The organism is Burkholderia sp. MSMB1835, from assembly GCF_001526365.1.
Lineage (GTDB): Bacteria > Pseudomonadota > Gammaproteobacteria > Burkholderiales > Burkholderiaceae > Burkholderia.
Map to the genome: position 1 here is coordinate 130,127 of NZ_LOYP01000052.1, position 19,397 is coordinate 149,523.

18 protein-coding genes are annotated in these 19,397 nt (G+C 67.9%); 8 read left to right on the top strand and 10 right to left on the bottom strand.

Translation table 11 applies throughout. The features are described from left to right. Positions 1-218 precede the first annotated feature (218 nt). Complete coding sequence (locus WS96_RS24690; protein WP_059836479.1) at positions 219-890, bottom strand: lysoplasmalogenase; 672 nt, start codon at positions 888-890, stop codon at positions 219-221. Positions 891-1,250: 360 nt separating this feature from the next. Between WS96_RS24690 and speB the strand changes: the two genes are divergently transcribed. Then, positions 1,251-2,213 carry an agmatinase gene (gene speB, locus WS96_RS24695; RefSeq protein WP_059836481.1) on the top strand — a complete coding sequence of 321 codons (963 nt, stop codon included), beginning with the start codon at positions 1,251-1,253 and terminating at the stop codon, positions 2,211-2,213. A 210-nt stretch (positions 2,214-2,423) separates the two neighbouring features. Here the strand turns inward: speB and WS96_RS24700 are convergent, their stop codons facing one another. The 5 genes from WS96_RS24700 to WS96_RS24720 all read right to left on the bottom strand — a co-directional run bounded on the left by WS96_RS24700 (position 2,424) and on the right by WS96_RS24720 (position 5,873). Continuing rightward, positions 2,424-2,648, bottom strand: a complete 225-nt coding sequence (locus WS96_RS24700; RefSeq protein ID WP_059836085.1) for a hypothetical protein — start codon at positions 2,646-2,648, stop codon at positions 2,424-2,426. A 278-nt stretch (positions 2,649-2,926) separates the two neighbouring features. Beyond that, complete coding sequence (locus WS96_RS24705) at positions 2,927-3,130, bottom strand: cold-shock protein (protein WP_011549079.1); 204 nt, start codon at positions 3,128-3,130, stop codon at positions 2,927-2,929. Positions 3,131-3,510: 380 nt separating this feature from the next. Then, positions 3,511-4,350, bottom strand: a complete 840-nt coding sequence (locus tag WS96_RS24710) for a MerR family transcriptional regulator (protein WP_059836087.1) — start codon at positions 4,348-4,350, stop codon at positions 3,511-3,513. 9 nt (positions 4,351-4,359) lie between these two features. Continuing rightward, complete coding sequence (locus tag WS96_RS24715; protein ID WP_059836089.1) at positions 4,360-4,920, bottom strand: GNAT family N-acetyltransferase; 561 nt, start codon at positions 4,918-4,920, stop codon at positions 4,360-4,362. 80 nt (positions 4,921-5,000) lie between these two features. Further along, the gene (locus WS96_RS24720; protein ID WP_059836483.1) at positions 5,001-5,873 is read right to left on the bottom strand and encodes a LysR family transcriptional regulator; all 873 of its coding nucleotides are present in this window, start codon (positions 5,871-5,873) and stop codon (positions 5,001-5,003) included. Between the two features lie 131 nt (positions 5,874-6,004). Between WS96_RS24720 and WS96_RS24725 the strand changes: the two genes are divergently transcribed. Further along, positions 6,005-7,003 carry a quinone oxidoreductase family protein gene (locus WS96_RS24725; protein WP_059836091.1) on the top strand — a complete coding sequence of 333 codons (999 nt, stop codon included), beginning with the start codon at positions 6,005-6,007 and terminating at the stop codon, positions 7,001-7,003. Positions 7,004-7,059: 56 nt separating this feature from the next. Here the strand turns inward: WS96_RS24725 and WS96_RS24730 are convergent, their stop codons facing one another. Beyond that, positions 7,060-8,580: an MDR family MFS transporter gene (locus WS96_RS24730; RefSeq protein ID WP_059836093.1), complete on the bottom strand. Its 1,521-nt coding sequence runs from the start codon at positions 8,578-8,580 to the stop codon at positions 7,060-7,062. A 230-nt stretch (positions 8,581-8,810) separates the two neighbouring features. Between WS96_RS24730 and WS96_RS24735 the strand changes: the two genes are divergently transcribed. Next, positions 8,811-10,370 (top strand): methyl-accepting chemotaxis protein, encoded by a 1,560-nt coding sequence (locus tag WS96_RS24735; protein ID WP_059836095.1) that lies wholly within the window; start codon positions 8,811-8,813, stop codon positions 10,368-10,370. A 48-nt stretch (positions 10,371-10,418) separates the two neighbouring features. Here WS96_RS24735 and WS96_RS24740 read toward each other — a convergent pair whose 3' ends face one another. Together WS96_RS24740 and WS96_RS24745 are read right to left on the bottom strand one after the other, a co-directional pair. Continuing rightward, positions 10,419-12,086: an ATP-binding domain-containing protein gene (locus tag WS96_RS24740; protein WP_059836097.1), complete on the bottom strand. Its 1,668-nt coding sequence runs from the start codon at positions 12,084-12,086 to the stop codon at positions 10,419-10,421. Between the two features lie 123 nt (positions 12,087-12,209). Next, positions 12,210-13,064 (bottom strand): helix-turn-helix domain-containing protein, encoded by an 855-nt coding sequence (locus WS96_RS24745; RefSeq protein ID WP_059836099.1) that lies wholly within the window; start codon positions 13,062-13,064, stop codon positions 12,210-12,212. A 486-nt stretch (positions 13,065-13,550) separates the two neighbouring features. On the opposite strand from WS96_RS24745, the gene WS96_RS34820 reads away from it, so the two are divergent. From WS96_RS34820 to WS96_RS24765, 4 genes are all read left to right on the top strand, one after another. Further along, on the top strand, positions 13,551-13,760 hold the full coding sequence (locus WS96_RS34820; protein ID WP_011547465.1) for a hypothetical protein: 210 nt from the start codon (positions 13,551-13,553) through the stop codon (positions 13,758-13,760). A gap of 167 nt (positions 13,761-13,927) precedes the next feature. Beyond that, on the top strand, positions 13,928-14,203 hold the full coding sequence (locus WS96_RS24755; protein WP_059836101.1) for a hypothetical protein: 276 nt from the start codon (positions 13,928-13,930) through the stop codon (positions 14,201-14,203). A 632-nt stretch (positions 14,204-14,835) separates the two neighbouring features. Further along, positions 14,836-16,170, top strand: a complete 1,335-nt coding sequence (locus WS96_RS24760) for an NAD(P)/FAD-dependent oxidoreductase (RefSeq protein WP_059836103.1) — start codon at positions 14,836-14,838, stop codon at positions 16,168-16,170. Positions 16,171-16,231: 61 nt separating this feature from the next. Further along, the gene (locus WS96_RS24765) at positions 16,232-17,326 is read left to right on the top strand and encodes a potassium channel family protein (RefSeq protein ID WP_059500269.1); all 1,095 of its coding nucleotides are present in this window, start codon (positions 16,232-16,234) and stop codon (positions 17,324-17,326) included. Positions 17,327-17,456: 130 nt separating this feature from the next. On the opposite strand, the gene WS96_RS24770 is transcribed toward WS96_RS24765, so the two are convergent. Next, a complete protein-coding gene (locus WS96_RS24770) occupies positions 17,457-18,365 on the bottom strand; it encodes a LysR family transcriptional regulator (protein WP_034204624.1) in 909 nt (302 codons plus the stop codon). Between the two features lie 144 nt (positions 18,366-18,509). On the opposite strand from WS96_RS24770, the gene WS96_RS24775 reads away from it, so the two are divergent. Next, positions 18,510-19,382 (top strand): NAD(P)-dependent oxidoreductase, encoded by an 873-nt coding sequence (locus WS96_RS24775; protein ID WP_059836105.1) that lies wholly within the window; start codon positions 18,510-18,512, stop codon positions 19,380-19,382. The last annotated feature ends 15 nt before the right edge of the window (positions 19,383-19,397 follow it).

Sequence of the window (19,397 nt, forward strand, 5' to 3'; positions counted from 1 at the left end):
TTAATGTTACATTGGTTGATGTAACGATAGTGCGTGAACCTCGAAACCGCAAGGGGCTAGAAGCGGCGCTCTAAGGGCTGAAAACCACGCGGGAAAAGGCTGAGCGGGGTTTGGAACGGTCCGGTTTCCGCGATGCGGGATGAGCGGAAAGGCCGTCGACAGGGCGAGACACGGAAGAAGCGGGGCCGCCGGCATGCGGCGCCCTGTTTGAAACGGTATCAGGGACGGATCGATTGGTCGGCCGTCTCATGGAAAACCCCGGCCACGATCGTGACCTGCGCGAGCGCATAGAGGCCCCAGATGAAATAGTCGATACCCGGAAAGCCGCCGAGGAACCGGCCGACACCGATCAGCGTGTCCGAGCCGACGAAGACCAGGCTGCCGAGCGCGACCAGCGGGCCATGCGTGCGGGCGGCGAGCGCGAAGCTCGCCATCGCGCACAGCACGAGCATGTAGACGGCGACCGGCGCCTGCAGCTCGCCGAGATGCGGGAAGAACGCCACGTAAAACGCCGGCGCGGCGATCCACAGCCCGACGAGCGCAACGATGCGCCAGCCGTGCGGCCGCGCGCGCCACCGGAAGAAGATCGCGCAATAACACAGATGCGTGAGCAGGAACGCGCCCAGGCCCAGGACGAACGACAGCGGCCAGTCGGGCAGCGCGAGCAGCACGTCGCCGAGCACGGCGGTCGCGAGCGCCGCGCACAGCCACGTGCGTTCGCGCGGCGCGCCGCAGGTGCTGCCCGCCGCGAGCAGCAGGATGCCCATCGCGGCTTTTGTGGCGGCTTGGCCCGGATAGGGCGCGGCGGCGAGCGAGAGCCCGTACAGCAGCGCCGCGGCGATGGCGAGCGGCCGGAGCCGGCGGTAGGCGGCGGGAAGCGTGGCGATCAAGGCGGGGGTCTCCGGTTCGTTGTCGTCCGTGGTGGACGGCGCGCGGTCGATGGCGCGGCTGCCGGCCATTATCCGGAAGAACGGGGGCGCGAAAACCGGCGAATCCTTCTAGGAAACGACGGCGACGCGCCGCCCCGCCGCCAGCGGATTTTTCCGCGCGTTGCCCCGGCTGAACCGGGGCAACGGCTGCGAATCGGCTTGCTATGATCGCCGCGGTATTGCCGTTGTCGGCGTCGATGTCCCGCCTTGCCTCGCGACCGGATGCGCGAGCCGGTGCAGGCCCGACGTATCCACGCGGTGCCCGGCGCGAGCGCTCGCTCGAAGCGGGGCGCCCCGGCCACCACGAACCCGAACCCGACCATGACCGAACTTCTTCACGGCGACGGCGCGATCCGTCGCACGACGCCGTACGGCTCCTCGATCGAAAACACCTATGCGGGCGTGCTGTCGTTCATGCGCCGCAATTACTCGCGCACGCTCGACGGTATCGACGTCGCGATCTCGGGCGTGCCGCTCGATCTCGCGACGACCTATCGTTCCGGTGCGCGGCTCGGGCCGGCCGCGATTCGTGCGGCGAGCGTGCAGCTCGCGGAGCTCCATCCGTATCCGTGGGGCTTCGATCCGTTCGACGACCTCGCGGCCGTCGACTACGGCGACTGCTGGTTCGATGCGCACAACCCGCTGTCGATCAAGCCCGCGATCGTCGAGCATGCGCGCACGATCCTGCGCTCGGGCGCGAAGATGCTGACGCTCGGCGGCGACCACTACATCACGTATCCGCTGCTGGTCGCGCATGCGGAGCGCTACGGCAAGCCGCTGTCGCTGATCCATTTCGACGCGCACTGCGATACGTGGGCCGACGACGATCCGGACAGCCTCAATCACGGGACGATGTTTTACAAGGCGGTGAAGGAAGGGCTCATCGATCCCGCGACGTCGGTGCAGGTCGGCATCCGCACGTGGAACGACGACTTTCTCGGGATCGAGCGGCTCGATGCCGCGTGGGTGCATGACCATGGTTCGCGCGCGGCGGTCGAGCGGATCGTCGAGATCGTCGGCGCGCGGCCCGCGTATCTGACGTTCGATATCGATTGTCTCGATCCCGCCTTCGCGCCGGGAACGGGGACGCCGGTCGCGGGCGGGTTGTCGTCGGCGCAGGCGCTGGCGATCGTGAGGGGGCTCGGGGCGGTGAATCTGGTCGGGGCGGACGTGGTGGAGGTGGCGCCTGCGTACGATCACGCGGACATTACGGCGATCGCGGCCGCGCACGTGGCTTGCGATCTGCTGTGCCTGTGGCGGCAGAAGAAGGTGGCGGGGCGGTGAAGTCGGCGAACGGACGTGTCGTGCAGAAGGCCGGTGGGCCGTTGCCCGCCGGTTTTCTTGATGGCCGTCTGCGCTGATGTCGCAATACGTCGCCAATGTCCGCGCGGAGCGGGCGCAGCTTGACGGCGACGTCGGCGCGGCGATCCGGAAGCTCGAACCGGCCGCACCGACGGCTCATGTGCGGCAGGCGCCGATACGGGGGCGCTGCCGTCAACCGCGCGTGTCGACCCAGTTGCGTGCCCAGCGTGCCGAATGCGCCAGCGCCTGCGCTTCGCTCGCGAAGTAATCGAGCGAATAGAACTGGTAGCGGCCTTCGTCGTGCGTGCCGTCGGTACGTTCGAGCAGCAGGTTGGATGAAAAATACCCGTCGGGCAGGCGATGCGCCGAGGGTTGGACGGCATAGCCGTTGTACTGTTGAATTCGTTGGTTGTCCATTTTAATTTTAATGATGGTCGAGTGCGCGCGTGCCGTGCGCAATACGCACGGGTACGCCGATTCAACGCCATTGCGAGCTGAATCTGACGCAGTCGGAAAGCTAAAATAAGGCGTTGCGGCCGGAGGGGGGATGAAGTGCAACGAGACGTGTGGCGCCGGGCGAGCTGCTAACCGAATAAATGCAGATCGAGCCGATCGCGCCAACTTTAGGAGACGAAGCTCCGTGGGGATGTCGCTGCGACCCGGCGTCCGTCGTGGGAGGCCGGGCCCTTCAAACTTTACAGCGGCTTGATGTTGGCCGCTTGCAGACCCTTCGGGCCTTGCTTCGTTTCGAAGCTCACTTTTTGATTCTCGGCCAGCGTCTTGAAGCCGTCGGCGCGGATTTCGGAGAAATGAGCGAACAGGTCGTCACCGCCCTTGTCCGGCGTGATGAAGCCAAAGCCTTTGCTGTCGTTGAACCACTTGACGATACCGGTATCCATGAAGATTCCTTGAGAAAAAATATACGGAGATTTGCTCTGTGAAAGAGCGCTTGAAGCGTCAAGGAGGGAGAGGACAACGAATACCGCTGAGGGGAGAGCGAGCAATTGATGAACAGCAATCGGACTTCTTGGACTTCGACGCATACACTAACCGCCGGGCGGGTTCGCGTCAACCGATAACTTGTAACTGTTTTGCGGCGCGGCCGGTGACCGTGGGCGGAGCGATGCGGCGCCGTCCGGCGGGAATGAGGGTCGAACGGTGCTGCCGGCCATGCGCCGGTCCCGGCGAACGGCGCTTCTCATCGGCAACGGCCGTCGGTCCTTCCGCGAACCGGATGCGCGCGCGTCGTGAGCGGCGAACCGACGCAAGACGGCGCGCCCTATGCGTTGTCGCCGTCGCCTTGCGTATCGGTCGTACCCGACTGCCGCGCCGCTTCGTCGCTGAGCTTCTTGTCGAGGATCGTCGCGACCCGCCCGCCGAGATACGCGCTGGCGGCCGTTTCGAGCGCGCGGTTCGTCTCGCCCTCGACGAACACGGCCGCGAGCGGGCGCAGGCGCCAGATCGCGTCGACCAGTTCGGGCACGTCGGTGGCCGGCGGCAGCGTGCCGGCGTCGTAACGGTCGAGCCGCTTCACGACGAGATCGACGAGCAGCCGCGCGATCGCGTCGAAATGCGGGCGCGCGAGGCTGATCACGTCGAGCAGCTCGCGCGGCGGAATCCCTTCCTTCGTCATCGCGGCCGCCGCCTCGAGCAGCGCGGGGCTTTTCGCGACGAACGACAGACCGCGCCGTTCGAGCAGTCCGAGCTCGGTCACGCGCGACAGTTGCGTAGTCGCCTGCGGGCCGAACATCTGCGCGAGCGCGGCGAGCGAATAGGTTTTCGGCAACTCGTGCGACCAGCGGCCGCCGATCGCGTTTTCGAGGCCGAGAATCGAGCGCAGGTCGTGGCCTTCGTCGATCGCCTTGATCAGGTCCTGGATGTTCGACAGCGTATAGCCGCGCGCGAGCAGATGGTTGATCAGCTTCAGCCGCGCGACGTGCGTGTCGTCGTAGATGCCGACGCGACCGCGTTTCTCCGGCGGCGCGAGCAGCCCGCGATCCTGATAGGCGCGGACGTTGCGCACGGTGGTATCGGACACGCGCGCGAGTTCGTCGACCGTGTACTCGTTGCGGGAATCCGGCGTGGCCTCGTCGGGCGTGGAATGAGTCTGTTTTGACATGCGGCCATTCTAGCGCGCCGCGCCAGGCTCGGGCGAGGCGGGGCGCGTGTTCGCGCCGTCGCCGAGCGGGCGCTGCAGCAGCGCCGTGTCGATCCAGCGGCCGTGCTTGAAACCGACCGATTTCAGCAGGCCGGCCGGCTCGAAGCCGAACGCGCGATGCAGCGACGTCGAGCCGCCGGTGCCGCCGTCGGCGATCACCGCGATCATCTGCCGCCACGGGCCGCGTTCGCAGTGCTCGATCAGCGCCGCGAGCAATGCGCGGCCGATGCCGCGCCCGCGCTGCGCATCGTCGATGTAGATCGAATCCTCGATCGCGAAGCGGTACGCGCTGCGCGTGCGGTACGGCGTCGCGTAGGCGTAGCCGGCCACGCGGCCGTCGCATTCGGCGACGAGATACGGTAACCCGTGGCGCAGCACCGCGTCGCGGCGTGCGCGCAGTTCGGCGACGTCGGGCGGCGTTTCCTCGAACGACGCGACGCTGTGATGCACGTGGTGCGCATAGATCGCGTGAATTGCATCGAGGTCGGCGTCGGTCGCGTCGCGAACGACGCAGGCGGGAGCGGCAGGCATGGCGGCAGGGCGAGCGAAGTCAAAACGCTACTATGCCGGCTGCTGGCGCGGCTGGCAAAGCCGTTTGCGGTTTCGGCGGCTTACAGCCGACCGTCCGCCGCGTGGACCGCATCGGCTATCGCGTCGGCGACGCGCTGCACGCGCGGCGAGCGGCGCACGTCCGGGTGAACGACGAGCCAGATCTCGCGCTCGATGTCGCAGCGCGGCGCGGCCGTCAGCTCGACGAGCGGCGCGCCGGCGTGCGCGGCCGGATCGTCGACGAGAAACCGCGGCAGCAGCGCGACGCCGGCCCCGGCTGCGCACGCGCGATGCTGCGCGGCCAGGTCGTTGGCGATGAACGCAAAACGACGCCCGGCCGCGAAGCGTTCGAGCCATTGCTGCTGCGGCGTTTGCGCGAGCGCATCGTCGTAGCCGACGAACGACCAACGATCGGGCGGCGCGTCCGCCCATTCCCGGGTCGCGCACAGCGCGAAGCGCATCGTGCCGAGCCGGCGCGCGGCGAGCCCAGGTTCGCTCGGCCGCGACAGCCGCACCGCGAGATCGGCTTCGCGTGCGTACAGGTTCGCCGCATGCATCTCGCCCATCAGGTCGATCCGCAACGCCGGCCATGCGCGCTGCGCGCGGGCCAGGCGCGGCGCGAGGAAATGGCTGGCGAATACCGGCGATGCCGATACGCGCACCACGCCGTCGAGCGCGGCCGCGCCCTGCGCCGCGCGCGCGAACGCATGCGCGTCGGCTTCGAGGCGCGCGGCGTGCTCGGCGACGTGCAGCCCCTCGTCGGTCGGCGGCCAGCCGCGCGGCAGCCGGTCGAACAGCCGGATCCCGAGCGCCGACTCCAGCGCGTCGATCCGCCGCGCGACCGTCGAATGCTGGACCTGCAGCGCCCGGGCGGCGGCCGACAGGCTGCCGCCGCGCATCACCGCCAGGAAGTAGCGAATGTCATCCCAGCTCATCGGCAGGGTGGGCGCGTCGGCAGCCTCGCGATCGGTCGAATTTTGCACAGTAGATGGGCGTTGAACGTGAATTCCGTTCGATTATGCACGATGAGATGATCGTGTCACTTCATTCGATAGCGAGGAACGCCATGACCCAAACCGCCCATGCCATCCGGATCGGGATCGACCGTTACGGCGACGCCGGCGTGCTGCGCCGCGTCGATGCGCCCGTCGCGCCGCCCGGGGCCGGAGAAGTGCGGATTCGCCAGACCGCGATCGGCGTGAATTTCGTCGACATCTATTTCCGGACGGGCGCGCACGCGTTGCCCGCGCTGCCGGAGGCGCTCGGCGTCGAGGCGGCCGGCGTAATCGACGCGGTCGGGCCGGGCGTGACGGATTTCGCGCGCGGGCAGCGCGTCGCGTATGCGGGCCTGCCGACCGGCAGCTATGCGAGCCTGCGCACGATGCCGGCCGAGCGCGTGCTGCCGATCCCCGACGGGCTGAGCGACGAAGCCGCCGCCGCCGGGCTGCTGAAGGGGATCACCGTCTACATGCTGCTGCATCGTGTCCGGCAGGTCGGCGCCGGCGACACGGTGCTCGTGCATGCAGCGGCCGGCGGCGTCGGGCTGCTCGCGACGCAGTGGGCGCGTGCGCTCGGCGCGCGGGTGATCGGCACGGTCGGATCGGCCGCGAAAGCCGCGCTCGTGCGCGCGCACGGCGCGGAAGCGGTGGTCGATTATCGCGAGGAGGATTTCGTCGCGGCCGCGCGTACGTTCGGCGGCGGCGCGGGCGTCGACTACGCGATCGACGGCATCGGCGGCGACGTGCTGACCCGCACGCTCGGCGCGATTCGTCCGTTCGGCATGGTCGCGAGCATCGGACAGGTGGCCGCGATCGGCGCGCGGCAGACGTTCGATCTCGACGAATTGGGCCCGGCCCGTTCGATCGCGCTCGCGCGGCCGAGCGTGCTCGGTTTCATCGCGCGCGATGTCGGTGCGTATCGGGACGCCGCGCGGGCGACGCTCGACCGGCTGGCCGGCGGGATGCACGTCGAGATCGGCGCGCGGCTGCCGCTCGAACAGGCCGCCGAGGCGCACCGGTTGCTGGAGTCGCGGGCGACGACGGGCGGGGTCGTGCTGCTGGCGTGACGGCGGGGACGGCGGACGCGCGGCGGCCCGGCGGTCGCATCGCGAGCCGCCGGCGCTCAGGGGTGTTTGCGCAGCGGCGCATCTTCGACGAACCAGGCAAGCACGAACGCGATCGCGATCACCGCCGCGGCCGACAGATAGACGACGTGCAGCGAACCGGCGAACGCGTGCAGGTACGCGTCGCGCACGGCATCCGGCAACTGGTGCACGGCGGCCGGGCCGAGCGCGGGCGGCAGTTCGGTACCGGCCGGCAGCGCGTGCATCATCCGCGACTGCAGCCCGTGCGAAAACAGCGCGCCGAATGCGGCGACACCGAGCGAGCCGCCGATCGAGCGGAACAGCGTCGCGCCCGACGTCGCCACACCCATGTGCCGGAATTCGACCGTGTTCTGCACGGCGAGCGTCAACACGGGCATCACCATCCCGAGCCCGATCCCGAGCAGCGCCATGTACGCGTACATCGTGTGCAGCGGCGTATCGAGCGTCAGCGTCGACAGCAGCGCCATTGCGACGCCGCCCATCAGCGTCCCCCCGATCGGGAACAGCCGGTACGAGCCGAACCGCGAGATCAGCCGCCCGCTGACGATCGACGTCACGAGCATCCCGCCCATCATCGGCAGCAACTGCATGCCGGCCTGCGACGGCGTCGAGCCCTTCACGACCTGCAGGTAGAGCGGAATGAAGGTGACCGAGCCGAACAGCGCGATGCCGACCACGAAGCCGATCAGGCTGACCAGCACGAAGGTGCGATGGCGGAACAGGTCGAGCGGCATGATCGGCTCGGCCGCGATGCGCTCCTCGTAAATGAAGCCGCCGATCGCGACGAGGCCGAGCACCAGCGTCATCCACAGCTGGGGCGACGTCCATGGCAGCAGCGAGCCGCCTTCGCTCGTGAACAGGATCACGCAGGTGAGGGCGGTCGCGAGGAACGCGGCGCCCATGTAGTCGATCCGGTGCTTCACGTGCGCGGTGTGCGGCCGGAACGCCATGCCGATCACCGCGAGCGCGAGCACACCGAGCGGCAGGTTGATCGTGAAGATCCAGCGCCATGAAAGATGCTCGACCAGGAAGCCGCCGAGCAGCGGGCCGACGATCGTCGCGAGGCCGTAGACGCCGCCGAACATCCCCTGGTAGCGCGCCCGGCGATCGGGCGGGACCAGATCGCCGATCGCGGCCATCGTGACGACCATCAGGCCGCCGCCGCCGAGCCCCTGCAGCGCGCGCAGCACGATCAGTTGCGTCATGTCCTGCGCGACGCCGCACAGCGCGGAGCCGGCGAGGAACAGCACGATCGCGCCCTGCAGCACGATCTTGCGGCCGTACAGGTCGCCGAGCTTGCCGTACAGGGGCAGCACCGCGGTCGACGACAGCAGGTACGCGGTGACGACCCACGACAACTGGTCGAGCCCGCCGAGTTCGCCGACGATCGTCGGCAGCGCGGTCGACACGATCGTCTGGTCGAGCGCGGACAGCAGCATCACGAGCAGCAGCGCGGCGACGATCAGCCCGGTCGGCGCATTGCGGCGGGCCGCGTCCGAGGACGCGGACGGAGAAGTGAGGAGCGTATGGGGTGTCATCGAAATATCTGCCATGGCAGGGAATTGAGTCGAAATATAGCCATGGATGATTGCCTAGTCAATTTCTGCCCAGCCTCGATATGTTGCAGTCGTAACAGGAAATTGCCGCCCGAAAAATTGATCGCGGTCAGCCGCGAAGCAGGGACGGACTCAAGTTTTTTGCAGGCAAACCGTAATACAGCTTGCCGCGGACCGATTGCCGCGGCACTTTTCATCGCTCACGTGCCGTCATGAACCTGAACGCCCTGTTTTCCCGTTTCTCGATCCGTACGCGGATTTTCTCCACGCTCGGCCTCGTCGCCGCGCTGCTCGTCGTGTCGGGGCTGATCGGCCTCGCGGGCATGCAGAGCTCGAACCGCGCCCTCGACGAGGCCTATACGCGGCAACTCGCGGCGAAGACCGCGCTGTCCGCGGCGAGCCTGAATCTGACGATCGTGCGGACGACGCTCGACCGTGCGCTGCTGCATCCGGAAGCGCCGGAGGTGCCCGATCTCGTGAAGAAGGCCGAGGGCTATCTCGCGAAGGCGGACACGGCGTGGCGCACCTACGCGGCGATGCCGCACGGCGACGACGAGGGCCCGCTCGCGAGCCGCCTCGATGCCGCGCGCCAGGCGCTGATCGGACAGGCGTTGAAGCCGATGATCGACGCGATTCGCGAAGGGCGGCGCGACGAAGCCGACCGGTTGCTGATGACGGTCGCGCCGCCGCTGTCGGTCGCGCTCACGCAGGCGACCGACGCGCTCGATGCGTACCAGGCCGCGCGCGGCAAGGACGTGTACGACACCGCGCAGACCTATTACGGCTGGATGCGCACGGGCGCGATCGCGGGCATCGCATTTGGCCTGGCCGCGTGCCTCGGGTGCGCGATCGGCCTGCATTTCGCGATCACGCAGCCGGTGAATCGCCTGCTGTCGCATTTCCGTCGGCTGTCGGACGGTGACCTCACGTCGGAAGTGCATTGGTCGTCGCGCGACGAGATGGCCGAACTGGTCAAGGGCGTGACCGGCATGCAGCGCAGCCTCGCGGATACGGTGCGCCAGGTGAGCCAGGGTTCCGAAGCGATTTCGACGGCGACGCACCAGATCGCGGCCGGCAACACCGACCTGTCGCAGCGCACCGAGGAGCAGGCGTCGGCGCTGCAGCAGACGGCCGCGAGCATGGAGCAATTGACGGCGACCGTGAAGCAGAACGCCGATCACGCGCTCGAGGCGCAGGCCTGCGCGGACAGCGCGAGCGAGATCGCGACGCGCGGCGCGACGGTCGTCGGCGAGGTGATCGGCACGATGAACGAGATCGACCGGAGTTCGCAGAAGGTCGCCGACATCATCGGCACGATCGAAGGCATCGCGTTCCAGACCAACATCCTCGCGCTGAATGCGGCGGTCGAAGCCGCGCGCGCGGGCGAGCAGGGCCGTGGCTTCGCGGTGGTCGCGGGCGAGGTGCGCACGCTGGCGCAACGCTCGGCGTCCGCGGCGAAGGAAATCCGCACGCTGATCGGCGAATCGGTCGAACGTGTCGCGACCGGCTCGCGGCTCGTCGGTACGGCCGGCGCGACGATGCAGGACATCCAGCAGGCGATCGGGCGCGTGACGGGCATCATGACGGAGATCGCGGCCGCATCGAGCGAGCAGCGCGACGGGATCGAGCAGGTGAACCGCGCGGTGTCGCAGATGGATCAGGTGTCGCAGCAGAACGCGGCGCTGGTCGAGCAGGCGGCTGCGGCTGCCGCGTCGCTCGAGGAGCAGGCGGATGGGCTGCGTCGCACGGTGGGGGCGTTTCGGGTCGCTTGAAGCGAAATGACGGCGGCGCCGTGACAGGCACGTGCACCGCCCGTCGTATCAACCGGCCGCGAGTTGCGCGGCCGCGCGCGACGACGCGACGATCAGCAGCTTCATCGTCGCGCGCGTCGCGCCGACGAACAGCTTGCGCGCGGCGCGCGCGTCGAGCGTGTCGAAATCGACTTCGGTGAGGATCACGCACGGCGCCGACTGGCCCTTGAAACGGTAGATCGAATCGAGCAGCACGTCGCCGTCGCGATACTCGGGGTTGCCGAACAGGTCGTACTTGCCGGTGAAGCGCTTGATCCGGTGCGGGCCGAGCTGGTCGAGGGATGCCAGCACCGAGCCTTCGCGGCCGCGGTACGACAGCACCGCGATGTCCTGCTTGCGAAAGCCGAGCGACAGCGCCTGCGTGATCGCACGCTTGGTCGCGTCGATGCAGGCTTGCGCCAGCGCGTCGCCCGACGCGCCGTCTTCCCCGTATGCCGACACCGACGGATCGGAGCCGTCGAACGGGCTGCCCGAGCGCAATTCGGCCGCGAGCGGCTCGGCCCGGCCGACGACGTCGCGCACGAATTCGAGCAGGTCGCGCGGGCTGCGGTAATTGGTGAGCGCCTTCAGCGTGACCCAGCCGGGCAGCGCGACGGGTTCGCGCATGTACAGGTTCTGCAGCGGATCTTCCAGCCACCACCATGCGCCGTCCGGCGCGAGCAGGCGCTCCAGCGCGGCCGCCCACGGCGCGTGGAAATCCTGCCCTTCGTCGACGACCAGCACGTCGAAGCGCCAGCGTTCGGGAATCGGCGTGTGCGCGAAGCGCGCCTCGAGCCGTTCGAATTCGCCGGGCACCTGGAAGTCGGGCGTATAGCCGCCGTCGCGCGCGACCCAGTCGCACAGCTGGTGGTAGTTCGCGATCTTCGCGCCGGGCGGCGCGATGCGCGCGATGTAGTCGGCGAGCGGCCGGTTGAAGCATACGTAGAGCACGCGCTGGCCGGCCGCGACCGCATCGCGCATCACCTGCACCGCGAGTTGTGTCTTGCCCGAACCCGCGGTGCCGGTGACGCGCAGCCGGAACGGCGTGAACGCGAGCTCGCGCGCCCATGCGGCGAGCCCGCCGGACAGCCGGGTGACGAGCGTGCCGGCCTGTCCGACGAGCGCGCTCGTGTCGGGCGTGAGCGCGAGCTCGTCCGCGAGGAAATGGTGGAGCTTCGGCGCGTTCGGAAAGGGCGCGTCGTCCTCGGGCAGGATCTGCAGGATCACGTGCGCGAGCTGCGCCTTGCGCGACGCGTCGACGATGCGCTCGGGTGCGACGCCGGCGATCGACGCGTCGCGGATCGAATAGTCGGGGCAGTACAGCAGCGCCTCGACGCCGTAGACGCCCGCGCCGAGCGCGGCCGTCAAGCGCCGGTGCAGCGTCTCCTGCGTGCGCGCGAGCTGGATCGGGACATTGCGTTCCTTCTGCAGGTAGACCTTCACGAGCCCTTTCGGGGTTTCGCGCAGGAAGCCGGCCTTCTGCTCGATCAGCAGCACGCGGCCGGCCGGACTCACGACGACGAACGCGGCTTCGCCGAACACCGAGAACGCCTGGTCGGCGCGCGTCCAGTGGACGCCGTGATACACGGTGTAGCTGTCGGGCAGCGCGTGTTCGAGCGCGGCGAGCGTTTCGCGCTCGCGTTCGGCCGCGCCGGTCGCGGCGAGGCTTTTCCAGTCGTCGGGGATGAGGCGGGCCATGGAGTCGGGCGGCGGATGCCGGCATGCGCGTGAACGGGTGCGGCTATTGTACTGAGGAACCGGTTCATGCCCGCGGCGCCGCGCGTGCGTTGGCCATTCGACGGGCGGCCGGCCCGGCGGAGGTCAGCCGCGCGCGAGGCGCTTCGCGAGATCGGCGCTGAGGATCGCCATGCGTGCGGGTTTTTCGTAGCACACCACGTCGAACGCGCGGATCACTTCGCTGATGTCGGCTTCGCTCGCGCGGCCGGTGAGCAGGTCGCCCGTCAGCACGAAAATCGGCGCGCCCGGATTGTCGGACGTGCGCACGGCCTTGATCGCGGTCGCGGCCGTCCCGTCGTCGAACAGCCATTCGGTCAGGACCGCGTCGAAGGCCTGGCCCTGCAGCGCGTCGACGAATGCGGCGAGCCCGTCGAACGCGGCCGTCGCGAAACCCTGCCGTTCGAGATAGCGGCACAGCTCGGTCGCGCTGACGCGATCGGGATCGACCACCGCGACGACGAGCTTGTCGCTCTCCGCGCGGCGCGGGTAGATCTCGATCTTGTGCACGTCGTACGCGTTCTGGTACAGCACGCCGGTATGGCGCAGCACGCGCCAGCGGCCGTTCTGTTCGTACGCGACGAACTCGGGGCGCGCACCGGCTTCGAGCGGCGCGCCGATCCAGGCGGTGCACGGTATCTCGGCGACGCCCGCATACAGGACGGCTTCCTGGGAATAGGCGCCGACCATGCCGGGGTCGAGCGTTTGCGCGCCGAACAACTGCGCGGCCGGTTCGCCGTACGCTTCGGCGACTTTCTTGATCTGCGCGAGCGTCCAGGGGCTGCTGCCGCGCAGTTTGCGGTGGCCTTGCGAGAAACTCAGATCGAGGATGCGGCACAGCTCGGTGGTCTGCTGGCGCTTGCCGATGCCGTTGCGGGTCATCAGCTCGCGCACGCGCTCGGCAACCGCGAGGGAATCCGTGGTGATTGCTTCAGTGGTCATGCTACGGGAACGGATCGTGACGTTCAGAACGACGCCTTGCGGCAGTCTCGGCGGACAGTCTTCATGACGTCCAATGGCGAGCCGACCGGCCACGCACGGAAAAGATAACTTTACCGCAAAATGGTCGTCATTCAGTGTCGTGAAAGGTGCGTTTGTGTGAAAGGTGTGTCACGAAGTTACGCCCGGCTTGACGCGGCGCGTGCCGGTGATGGCGAGTTCGACATCTTCCGGTCCGCATTCCGGTCGGCCGCGATGCGATTCCACACGAGGCGGCAGGTAATCGCCGCACGATGCACCAACGCAGGGCGCGGACGCGCCGGACCGACGTTTCCACCCCATTTTTTCAGGGTATCGCACGACGGATCGTCGCAGTTCCGGGAGTGCGATCCATCGACGGTTTCCTCTAGTGAGACCGACGCGGATACACTTTTCAGGTCGGCGCAGCTGCGTGCTACGATTCCGCCGTTTCAAAAACGTGTTGAACCGATGCAGAAGAAATTCTTGATGCGCGGATACGAAATGAACTGCGAGCCGCGCGTGACGGAGACGGGCAAATACGCCGCGCAGGTCGAGGTCACGAAGGTGGGTTTCAGCCGTGAGGCTGCGTTCCGCAAGCTGGGCGAATTCGACACCGAAGCCGAAGCGGTCGCGTACGCGAGACAATTCTCCGAAGAATGGCTGAGCCGCTATGCGTAGCGCAGCGCATGCCCGTGCAATGCGGGCATCGGGTCGACCGGCGGTGCTGCGCCCGAACGACGGGGAATTCGTGTCTGAATGTTGCGAATGCGTGCGGAAATTTGTAGATTGACGACTCCTGTTGTGAGGTATCGATCGTCCGAAGCCAACGCAATCGGAGACTGCGAATGTCCACTTTGTGCATGCAGACCGTCGTTCACGGCAAAACCGTCCAGATCATGCTGTCGCCCGAGCAGCGTACGGCCAGGATCGACATCGTCGACGACGAAGCCGGCAGCTATCCGCCCCGCACGATGAGCATCGAGCGGTACATCAACGCGGGCATGGCCGACGACGAAATCGCGCGACATGTTCTGGAAGTCGTCACGATGTCGATCGAGCAGCTGGCGAGGCTCCAGCCGTTCGACCGCACCGCAGGCACGCAAACGCGCTATTCGCACTGAGGACGCCGGCGTGGCGGCGGCTCCCCGGGCAGGCCGCGAAGTCCTGACTGAATGAATGGCCGCGTGGTTGTCGGGCGCTCGACATGTCGCCGTCGACGCCGTCGAACCGACACGCATCGATTGCGCGTTCGCGCTACATCGTGCATAGACGTGAACGGCGTGCCGTCGTCTCGTCCGGCGGACAACAGCCGCCGGAGCCGGTCAGGCACGAACGGCTGCGGCATCGATCGGGTATTGTCCGCCATTAAATTCGCAATCCTGATCGATAAGGAATCCGGCTGGGCGGGCAACGATCGCATCGGGCGTCGAGCCTTGTCGACGCAACGGTTCGCGTTGCGCTTGGCGAGCCCGCATCTACGGATCGAATTTCCGCGACGGCGCAGGGTGTCGAGGCACCGGCAGCGGCCGACAATTCCACCGCTGCCGGTATCGACGCGCAAGCGAGCGCAACCGTCGCGGTGCGACATGCGGCTGCGGCGCCGTGGCGTCGGCAGGCCGCGCCACCGCGGCGGCGTCGATGCGATGATGGACCCGAAGGGATGGCCGAATGACGGTTTTCGAAATTTATCGCTTCATGTGACGTCGCCGCCACGATAAGCTTTGCCGGGCATGCATCGACCCGACAGAAAACAATGACCACCACCTATCCGCTGCACGACGCATTGAGCCACGCCGATACGGCGTTTCCGACCGAAGCCGACGTCGTCGTCGCCGGCGCCGGCATCATGGGCTGCGCGGCTGCTTACTACCTCGGCCTGCGCGGCCTGAAAGCCGTCGTGCTCGACAAGTCGCGCATCGCCGGCCAGCAATCGACGCGCGCGTGGGGCTTCGTGCGACAGCAGGGACGCGAATCGGCCGAAGTGCCGCTGATGATGGCCGGCATGCGGATATGGGAAGGCCTGGAGCAGGCGCTCGGCTTCGATCTCGAATGGCGGCAGGGCGGCTGCCTCTACATGGCGGACAACGAAGACGACTGGGCCTCGTTCCAGGCATGGCTCGCCGTCGCGCGCGAGCACGGGCTCGACACGCGCACGCTGACGCGCGCCCAGATCGACGATCGCGTGCAAGGGCTGTCGACGCACGCGCGTACTCTCGGCGGCCTGTATACGGCAACCGACGGGCAGGCCGAGCCGCGTCGCGTGGCCGCCGCATTCGCGGCGCGCGCGACCGAGGCCGGCGCGCGTTTCTTCGAAGGCTGCGGTGTGAGCGCGATCGAGACGGCCGGCGGCGCGGTCGTCGGCGTCGCGACCGAGCGCGGCACGATCCGCACGCGTCGCGTGATCTGCGCGGCCGGCGCGACCAGTTTCCGGCTGCTCGACGGCGTCGGCATCCGGCTGCCGCAACAGGCCGTGCGCGGCACCTGCATGCGTACCAACGTGGTCCCGCCGGTGTCCGCGGCGACGGTGTGGGGCCATGGTCTCGGCATCCGGCAGCGCAAGAACGGCGCGATCAATCTCGCCGACGACATGCAGGTCGACGTCGACCTGACGCTCGGCCATCTGCGCGGCTTGAGTCTCTTCTGGCCGGAATTCTGGTCGCAACGCGACAAGTTCCGGCTGCATCTGGGTGCGTCCGCCTGGCGCGACGTGCTCGCACGCATCGACGGCTCGACCGGGCCGATCGAGCCGCGCGATCCGCAGCCCCAGCCGAATCGCGCGCATGCGCCGCGCGCGCTCGCGAAGCTCAAGGCGATCTTTCCCGCGCTGAAGGACGCGCAGATCGTCGAGGCATGGGCCGGCCTGATCGACGTGCTGCCCGACGGCATTCCGGTGATCGATGCGCCCGGCACGCCGACGGGGCTCGCGATTGCGACCGGGTTCTGCGGGCACGGTTTCGCGATGGGGCCGATCGTCGGCCGGCTGCTCGCCGAATGGATCGACACGGGCGCGCCGTCGCTCGACCTGTCGGCGTTTCGCGCGCGGCGTTTCGTCGACGGGACGATGGTGCGGCCGCGCAGCATGCTGTGACCGGCCGCGCGCACGCGTTCCCGTCGTAGAATCGAGCCCGCATCCTTCAGGAGATTTCCCGTTGGCAACGCCATCCGATCAGCGCCGCTCGTTGCGCCTGCGTCTGCGTCGCGCCCGCGATCCGTGGCAGGCGCCGCGCGCGCGCACGCTGTTCACGCGCCCCGCGACGTCGCCGCGGCGCACGCTGCTGTTCCGCCTCGGCGCGGTCGTGCTGTTGTGCACGCTTGCGTTTCTCGTGCTGTATCTCGATCGCGACGGCCTGCGCGATTCGACCAAGAGCACGCCGATGACCGTGGCCGATCTCGTGTACTTCACGATGGTCACGGTCGCGACGGTCGGCTACGGCGATATCGTGCCCGTCACGGCGCGGGCGCGCCTGCTCGATGCGTTCTTCATCGTGCCGATCCGCATCGGCATCTGGTTCATTTTCCTGGGCACGGCGTATCAGTTCGTGATCCAGCGCGTCGTCGAGGAATTCCGCATGAAACGCCTGCAGAAGCAACTGTCCGATCACATCGTCGTGTGCGGTTACGGCCTGTCGGGGTCGATCGCGGTGCGCGAGTTGCTGGAGAGCGGCGTCGATCCGGCCACGATCATCGTGATCGATTCGCAACAGCAGGCCCTCGAGGCGGCGACGTCGCTCGGCGTGACGGGATTGCTCGGCGATCCGGCGCACGAGGATCTGCTGCAGCAGGCGCAGGTGCGCGCGGCGAAGGCCGTGATCATTTCAGTGACCGACGATCCGACCGCGATCCTGCTGACGCTGTCGGTGCGCAGCATCGCGCCCGATACGAAGATCGTCGTGCGGATCCAGGAGAACCTGTACCAGCGGCAACTGCGGCAGGCCGGCGCGGACGTGATCGTGTCGTCGACGAAGATCGGCGCGCTGTTGCTGGCGGACGCGGTCCATAGCCGCTACATCGTGCCGTTCGTGAACGACATGCTGTCGACGCGCGGTCGCGCGACGCTGCTGGAGCGCGAGGCGTTGCCGCATGAAATCGGCTGCATGACGAACGTCGTGCCGGGCGCGATCGTGGTCGGGCTCGACCGCTGCGGGAAGATCCATTCGTTTTACGAGGATCCGCCGTGCAGGATCGAGGCGGGCGATACGCTGGTGGTGATTCAGTCGGCGCGGATTCCGGATGCGGATGCGTGAGGGCGTTTGGCTTTGGTTATGTGCCCATGAGGGCACGGGCGTGCAGCGTTCCCTTTTCTTCGATGACCGTTGCAGGCCGCTGACCGAAGCCTCGCGTCGCAGGCAGAATCACGAGTCAGGCCAGAACCCCCTACCGGAACGCCCGCATCTGCCCCGTCATCATCTGCAGCATCTTGTTGGCGGCAACCGAAAGCTTGCGGCCCACGCGCGTGACCATGTGCGCCTCGGCGTTCTCGAGGATCGGATGCGCGATCTCGATCGCGAACAGCTCCTTGGCCTGCAGTTCGGCGGTCACCGCGAAGGCCGGCATCACCGAGATGCCGAGCCCCGATTTCACGAACTCCTTCAGGATCGCGAACGAATTGGTGGTGATGATCGGCGCGAGCCGCACGCGCTCGGCGTATTCCACGGCCTCCATCATCTGTCGTGTGCCGTACGACGGGTGAGTGGCCGCCAGCGGGTAGGTGGCGAGCTGCTGCACCGTCAGCACCTTGTGGCTGCGGCGCGGGAAATCGGGGCCGACGATCGCCATCATCGGCTGCCGCTTCGAGGCGCGCGACACCAGCTTGGGCTCGGCGGGCGGGTTGTACACCAGGCCGATCTCGCCCTCGTCGTTCGAGATCTTGCGGATCACGTCGTTGGTGCTGCCCACGTCGAGGTTGACGCGGATCCCGGGGAACTGCCGGCAGAACTGCTGCATTGGCCCGGCCAGTAGATCCGAGACAAAGCCCTCGCCGAGCACCAGGCTGACCTGGCCGGTCTTGAGCCCGCGCAGCTCCTGCAGACGCGAGATCAGGTCGTCGCGGTGCGCGAGCTGCTCGCGGAAATACTCGATCACGCAGCGTCCCGCCTCGGTGGGCGTCACGCCGCGCGCGTGGCGCTCCATCAGCGTGGCGTCGAGCTCCTTCTCCAGCAGCCCGATCTGGCGGCTCACGGCCGAGGGGGCCACGTCGAGCCAGTCGGCCGCGGCGCGGATCGTGCCGCAACGCACGGCCTCGTAGAAATAGACGATCCGACTGTCGGTAAGGGTATCGCTCATGGATTCTGGTGTTCTAAAAAAGAGAACAATCTCAATATTGGCGTTGATTGATTATACGGATCGCTGGACCGAACATCGTAGCCATGCAAGGTAGGCGCAAGCTGGCGCGCCGGCCTCGAACCAACAGCTATCGGGAGTCGTCGGATGAAAACGGTGGGCGTGATCGGTCTGGGCAACATGGGGCGCGGCATGGCGGGTTCGCTGCGGCGCGGCGACTACACGGTGCTCGGCTATGACGCGGCGCCCGGCGTGGCGCTCGCGCTGGCCGGACAGGCGGTGCTGTCGGCGCGCGATTCGGTGGCCGAGATTGCGCGCGACGCCGACGTGCTGTTGCTGTCGCTGCCGACCTCGGCGGTGGTCGAGGCGGTGGTGCTGGGCGCGGGCGGCGTGCTCGAGCACGCGAAACCGGGCACCATCGTGATCGACACCACCACGGCCGATCCGGACAGCACGCGGCGCGTGGCGGCGGCCTTGGCCGAGCGCGGCATTGGGTTCGTCGACGGCCCGGTGAGCGGCGGCCCGAAAGGCGCGGCTACCGCCACCATGACCATGGTGCTCGGCGGCTCGGACAGCGATATCGCCGCCATCGAGCCGATTCTCGCGACGATCAGCGCCAAGCGCGTTCATGTGGGCCCGGTGGGCGCCGGTCACGTCACCAAGCTGCTCAACAACCTGCTGACCGGCGTGCACCTGCTGGCCGCCAGCGAGGCGGTGCGCACCGCGCGCGCGGCCGGCGTCGATCCGGAAAAGCTGGTCGAGGCGCTCAACGGCGGCTCCGGCCGCAACAGCGCGACGCTGACGAACTACCCGACCTGGATCTTCAACGGCAAGTTCGATTCCGGTTTCACGATGAAGTTGATGCGCAAGGACGTGCGGCTCGCGCTGGGCCTGCTCGACCAGTTCGACAGCGTCGCGCCGGTGGCGCGCGAGGCGGCGCGCGTGTGGGCCGCCAGCGAGGGATCCGTCGCCGACGGCGAGGACTTCAACCGCATCGTCGACTTCCTCGACCCGGCGTGAGGCCCGGCAGCCCGC

Coding starts and splice junctions, on each gene's coding strand:
- WS96_RS24755 (WP_059836101.1), top strand. CDS start 13,928: ATGTCCACTTTGTGCATGCAGACCGTCGTTCACGGCAAAACCGTCCAG.
- WS96_RS24720 (WP_059836483.1), bottom strand. CDS start 5,873: ATGAGCTGGGATGACATTCGCTACTTCCTGGCGGTGATGCGCGGCGGC.
- WS96_RS24735 (WP_059836095.1), top strand. CDS start 8,811: ATGAACCTGAACGCCCTGTTTTCCCGTTTCTCGATCCGTACGCGGATT.
- WS96_RS24775 (WP_059836105.1), top strand. CDS start 18,510: ATGAAAACGGTGGGCGTGATCGGTCTGGGCAACATGGGGCGCGGCATG.
- WS96_RS24710 (WP_059836087.1), bottom strand. CDS start 4,350: ATGTCAAAACAGACTCATTCCACGCCCGACGAGGCCACGCCGGATTCC.
- WS96_RS24705 (WP_011549079.1), bottom strand. CDS start 3,130: ATGGATACCGGTATCGTCAAGTGGTTCAACGACAGCAAAGGCTTTGGC.
- WS96_RS24745 (WP_059836099.1), bottom strand. CDS start 13,064: ATGACCACTGAAGCAATCACCACGGATTCCCTCGCGGTTGCCGAGCGC.
- WS96_RS34820 (WP_011547465.1), top strand. CDS start 13,551: ATGCAGAAGAAATTCTTGATGCGCGGATACGAAATGAACTGCGAGCCG.
- WS96_RS24770 (WP_034204624.1), bottom strand. CDS start 18,365: ATGAGCGATACCCTTACCGACAGTCGGATCGTCTATTTCTACGAGGCC.
- WS96_RS24725 (WP_059836091.1), top strand. CDS start 6,005: ATGACCCAAACCGCCCATGCCATCCGGATCGGGATCGACCGTTACGGC.
- WS96_RS24740 (WP_059836097.1), bottom strand. CDS start 12,086: ATGGCCCGCCTCATCCCCGACGACTGGAAAAGCCTCGCCGCGACCGGC.
- WS96_RS24760 (WP_059836103.1), top strand. CDS start 14,836: ATGACCACCACCTATCCGCTGCACGACGCATTGAGCCACGCCGATACG.
- WS96_RS24700 (WP_059836085.1), bottom strand. CDS start 2,648: ATGGACAACCAACGAATTCAACAGTACAACGGCTATGCCGTCCAACCC.
- WS96_RS24730 (WP_059836093.1), bottom strand. CDS start 8,580: ATGACACCCCATACGCTCCTCACTTCTCCGTCCGCGTCCTCGGACGCG.
- WS96_RS24715 (WP_059836089.1), bottom strand. CDS start 4,920: ATGCCTGCCGCTCCCGCCTGCGTCGTTCGCGACGCGACCGACGCCGAC.
- speB (WP_059836481.1), top strand. CDS start 1,251: ATGACCGAACTTCTTCACGGCGACGGCGCGATCCGTCGCACGACGCCG.